We start from the raw sequence: 3863 nt of genomic DNA, 5'->3' as shown, positions 1-3863 counted from the left end.
TTGTCTGTACCTGCGCTGCGTCGGCGGCACCGATGTGTATCGTCGGCCGCTTCAGGTGGGTATAGTGGTCGGGCGGGGGGTACGGCGGGGGGTGTGGTGCCAGTGGCTCCTCGGGGACGTCGATGATCGGGCTCTCGGCGGTGTGCGCGTCCTCGGCGCCACCCGCGGACTCCCGGTCCGTTTCCTCGGCGCCGGCGGTGATCCGGCTGCTGGCCACCCGGTCGGGTCGCGGCGGTTCACCGCTGTGGGCCCACTCGGCGTAGGACCGTTCGGTTTCCAGTGCCGGGCGGTGACCCAGATCGGTGTCGAAGAGGATCTCCAGATTCCGCCGCAGCGCGGCCAATTCGGTCCGCAGGGACTCCACCTCGTCGGCCTGCTGCGCCCTGAGCTCATGGGCCAGTTCGCGGCGCAGATGGCTTTCCACGGTCAGCTCGTACTCGCGGCGCGCGGAGATCTCCCGGTCCAGTTGCAGGTCGTAGACGTGTTTCAGGTCGCGCACCTTGGCCTGGTCGGCGTCGCTCTGCCGGCGATAGATCACCGACACGAACGCCCCGACGACGGCCGCCCACAACGCGAGGATGACGGCGAGCTTGAGCAGCTCGACCCGATTGGTGAACACCAACGCGGTACTGGCCGCAATGGCAAGGACCAGCAACACCGTCAGCAGTAGCCACCCCGGCCTGCGGCCGCCGCGCCGGTTACGGGCGCCGCGGGACAGAACGGTCATGGGCCGACTGTACCCGGACGAGGTCAATCGTCATGCCGACGCGCTGGGTCCGGTCCGCTTCGCCGCTATTCCGTGACACCGTCGGGATTGTCGGTCGGATCGGGCGGGGACTTACAGCAATGCTGCAACCACAGCGCGGCGATCACCAGGGCCAGTGCGCACAGGGCGGCCACGATCGCGCCCGGGGTGTCCTCGCCGGCCACCCTCAGCTCCGAGCGGCGGGGCAGCAGGTACACCAGAACGCCCACCCACCAGCCGAACATCAGCGCGCCCACCCAGGCCGAGGCCTTGGCGATCACCAGCGTGCGCGCCACCGCCAACGGATGCAGCCGGCCACCGCCCACACCGATCTCGTTGTCGCTGATGCGGGAGCGCACCTGCCAGCCCCACACCGCCTCGACGGCCGCGAACCCGGCCAGTGAGATCCCGGTCCACACCGTCAGCGGCGGGAAATGGCTGTAGAGCAGGTGCACGAGCACGTAGCTGACGACGGCGGCGGCGACCGCCCCGCCGGCGACGTCGCGTTTGCGGGTGGGTCCCATCAGGTCAGGGTCAGTTCGGTGGCCCCGACACCGTCGCGGTCGGCCCCGGGCACATCGGACAGCAGCCTGGACACCGGGGTGGGCACGTCGTTCACCGTCAGTTCGGCGTCGGGCTCCACCGCCAGCCAGGGGATCAGCACGAATGCGCGCAGGTGGGCCAACGGGTGCGGCAGGGTGAGCCCCTCGGACCGGGAGAACAGTTCGGCCCGGCCGTCGTGCACCGTCACCAGGTCGACGTCGAGGGTGCGTGGCCCCCACTTCTGGCCGCGCACCCGGTCGGCCGCCTGTTCGAGGGACTGCGCGAAATCCAGCCATCCCCGCCCGTCGAGGTCGGGGTCCTCGGCGATGACCACGGCGTTGAGGAACGGGCCCTGGTCCACCCCACCCCACGGTTCGGTCTCGTACACCGGTGAGACGGCCCGCACCCGCTCACCGAGCGCGTCGACGACCGACTGCAGCCGCGCCAGCCGATCCCCAAGGTTGGAGCCGATCGACAACACCACCCTGGTCATGTGCGCTCCCCGGCGGGGATCACCGCTCCGCGGCCCCCGCGCCGGGAACGCCGCGCCACCACGGCGACGTCGTCGAAGCTCAACGGGATCGGCGCATCCGGTTTGTGCACCGTGACCTCGGCGGCGTGCACACGTTCGTCGATCATCACGTCCTCGGCGATCTCGGCGGCCACGGTCTCGAGGAGGTTGCGGGCCGGGCCCGCGACGACGGCCGCGGCCCGCTGGGCCAGCGCGCCGTAGTCGTAGGTGTCGGAGAGTTCGTCGCTGGCCGCGGCCGCCGCCAGATCGATCCACACGGTGACGTCGACGACGAACTCCTGCCCGTCGGCGCGCTCGTGCTCGAAGACCCCGTGGTTGCCCCGCACCCGCAGCCCGCGCAACTCGATTCGGTCAGCCATCCGTCCAGGCCTCCACCACCCGAAGCGCGTCCACCGTGGCGCGCACGTCGTGCACCCGCACACCCCACGCGCCGTGGGTGGCGGCCAGCGCCGAGATCACCGCCGTGGCGGTCTCGCGTCCGTCCGGCGGGCGCGGCGACCCGTCGGTGCCGGCCAGCAGGGCGCCCAGGAAACGCTTGCGCGATGCCCCGATCAGCACCGGCAGCCCGGCCGAGACCAGATCGGGCAGCGCGTGCAGCAGCGCCCAGTTGTGCTCGGCGGTCTTTGCGAAGCCGAGCCCGGGATCGACGATCAGGTTGGCCGGGTCGACGCCCGCGGCGACGGCGCAGTCGACGGCCTGCGCCAGCTCGGACTTGACCTCGGCGACCACGTCCGCGTAGCCGGGCACCTCGTGGGGCCGCTCGGCGGCCACCGAGCGCCAGTGCATCAGGATCCACGGGACGCCGGCGTCGGCGACCACCCGAGCCATGCCGGGGTCGGCGCGGCCGCCGGACACGTCGTTGACGATGGCGGCGCCGTTGTCGATGGCCGCCTGCGCCACGTCGGCGTGCATCGTGTCGATGCTGACCTTCACCCCCTGGGCGACGAGTTCCTTGACGACGGGCGCGATGCGGGCACGTTCCACCTGCGAATCGAGACGGACCGCGCCGGGCCGGGTGGACTCGCCGCCGACGTCGACGATCGCCGCCCCGTCGCGCGCGAGCCGCAGACCGTGTTCGACGGCCCTGGCGGGATCCAGATACCGTCCGCCGTCGGAGAAGGAGTCATCGGTGACGTTGACGACCCCCATGACCTGCACGCGTGTCGACCTCACCTGCGAAGTATCAGTTCCAGCGCCTCGGCCCGCGATGCCTTGTCGGTCTTGAACTGGCCACGAACCGCGGAGGTGGTGGTCACCGCCCCGGGTTTGCGGATGCCGCGCATGGCCATGCACAGATGCTCGGCCTCCACGACGACGATCACGCCGCGCGGGTCCAGTTTGCGCATCACGGCGTCGGCGATCTGGCCGGTCAGCCGTTCCTGCACCTGGGGGCGCTTGGCGTACAGGTCGACCACCCGGGCGATCTTGGACAAGCCGGTGATCCGGCCGTCCAGCCCGGGGATGTAGGCCACGTGCGCCACGCCGTGGAAGGCCACCAGGTGGTGTTCGCAGGTGGAGTACAGCGGGATCTCCTTGACCAGCACCAGCTCGTCGTGTTGCTCGTCGAACGTCGTGTCGAGCACGTCGTCGGGATCGACGTAGAGACCCTCGAACATCTCCCGGTAGGCGCGCGCGACCCGGGCCGGCGTCTCCAGGAGACCGTTCCGCTCCGGGTCCTCGCCGACCGCGATCAGCAGTTCACGGACCGCGGCCTCGGCACGTGCCTGGTCGAACACCGGCCGGTCCGCCGTCACCGCCCCGGAGTTCGCCCGCCCGTCGGGAGCGACCTCAGAAACCACTTCAGACACCACCTCCGAAGTCACCTGCAGCCTCCGTTCGTCTCAACCGTGTGCCGGCGGGTTGGTCCGCCCCGACTCCTCACCGGAGGATTCCCGCGGCGACGAGTCGCCGTCCGGCCGGCCCTGCGGGGGCGGATACCAGTAGCCCTGCTGCGGATGCTGTGGCGGCCAGCCCGGAGCTTGCCACCCGGCGGGCGCGCCGTAATCCGGCTGGGTGGGGTTCTGTGCCCCATTGGCCCCATTG

The 3863-nt window shown here is 71.0% G+C and carries 7 protein-coding genes; all 7 read right to left on the bottom strand.

Features of this window, described 5'->3' with window-relative positions:
* The coding region (locus tag CSR00_RS29535; protein ID WP_328514784.1) for a DUF6779 domain-containing protein at positions 1–727 on the bottom strand (727 nt) is incomplete at its 3' end.
* Positions 728–792: 65 nt separating this feature from the next.
* Positions 793–1269: a DUF3180 domain-containing protein gene (locus CSR00_RS29530; protein ID WP_099025899.1), complete on the bottom strand. Its 477-nt coding sequence runs from the start codon at positions 1267–1269 to the stop codon at positions 793–795.
* Positions 1269–1781 (bottom strand): 2-amino-4-hydroxy-6-hydroxymethyldihydropteridine diphosphokinase, encoded by a 513-nt coding sequence (folK, locus tag CSR00_RS29525; RefSeq protein ID WP_099025898.1) that lies wholly within the window; start codon positions 1779–1781, stop codon positions 1269–1271. Before folK ends, CSR00_RS29530 begins: the two co-directional genes overlap by 1 nt.
* A complete protein-coding gene (folB, locus tag CSR00_RS29520) occupies positions 1778–2179 on the bottom strand; it encodes a dihydroneopterin aldolase (protein WP_099025897.1) in 402 nt (133 codons plus the stop codon). Before folB ends, folK begins: the two co-directional genes overlap by 4 nt.
* A complete protein-coding gene (gene folP / locus CSR00_RS29515; RefSeq protein WP_245906750.1) occupies positions 2172–2993 on the bottom strand; it encodes a dihydropteroate synthase in 822 nt (273 codons plus the stop codon). The genes folB and folP overlap by 8 nt, the downstream gene beginning before the upstream one ends.
* Complete coding sequence (folE, locus tag CSR00_RS29510; RefSeq protein ID WP_176562334.1) at positions 2990–3574, bottom strand: GTP cyclohydrolase I FolE; 585 nt, start codon at positions 3572–3574, stop codon at positions 2990–2992. Before folE ends, folP begins: the two co-directional genes overlap by 4 nt.
* Positions 3575–3661: 87 nt before the next feature.
* Positions 3662–3863, bottom strand: a 202-nt coding sequence (locus tag CSR00_RS31090; RefSeq protein ID WP_141564535.1) for a hypothetical protein, incomplete at its 5' end; no start/stop codon positions are given.

It is taken from the genome of Mycolicibacterium palauense (assembly GCF_002592005.1).
Taxonomy (GTDB): Bacteria; Actinomycetota; Actinomycetes; order Mycobacteriales; family Mycobacteriaceae; genus Mycobacterium; species Mycobacterium palauense.
Note: the sequence above shows the minus strand (reverse complement) of the source record. Positions and strands in the feature narration are given on the sequence as shown.

Coding starts and splice junctions, on each gene's coding strand:
- CSR00_RS29530 (WP_099025899.1), bottom strand. CDS start 1,269: ATGGGACCCACCCGCAAACGCGACGTCGCCGGCGGGGCGGTCGCCGCC.
- folK (WP_099025898.1), bottom strand. CDS start 1,781: ATGACCAGGGTGGTGTTGTCGATCGGCTCCAACCTTGGGGATCGGCTG.
- folB (WP_099025897.1), bottom strand. CDS start 2,179: ATGGCTGACCGAATCGAGTTGCGCGGGCTGCGGGTGCGGGGCAACCAC.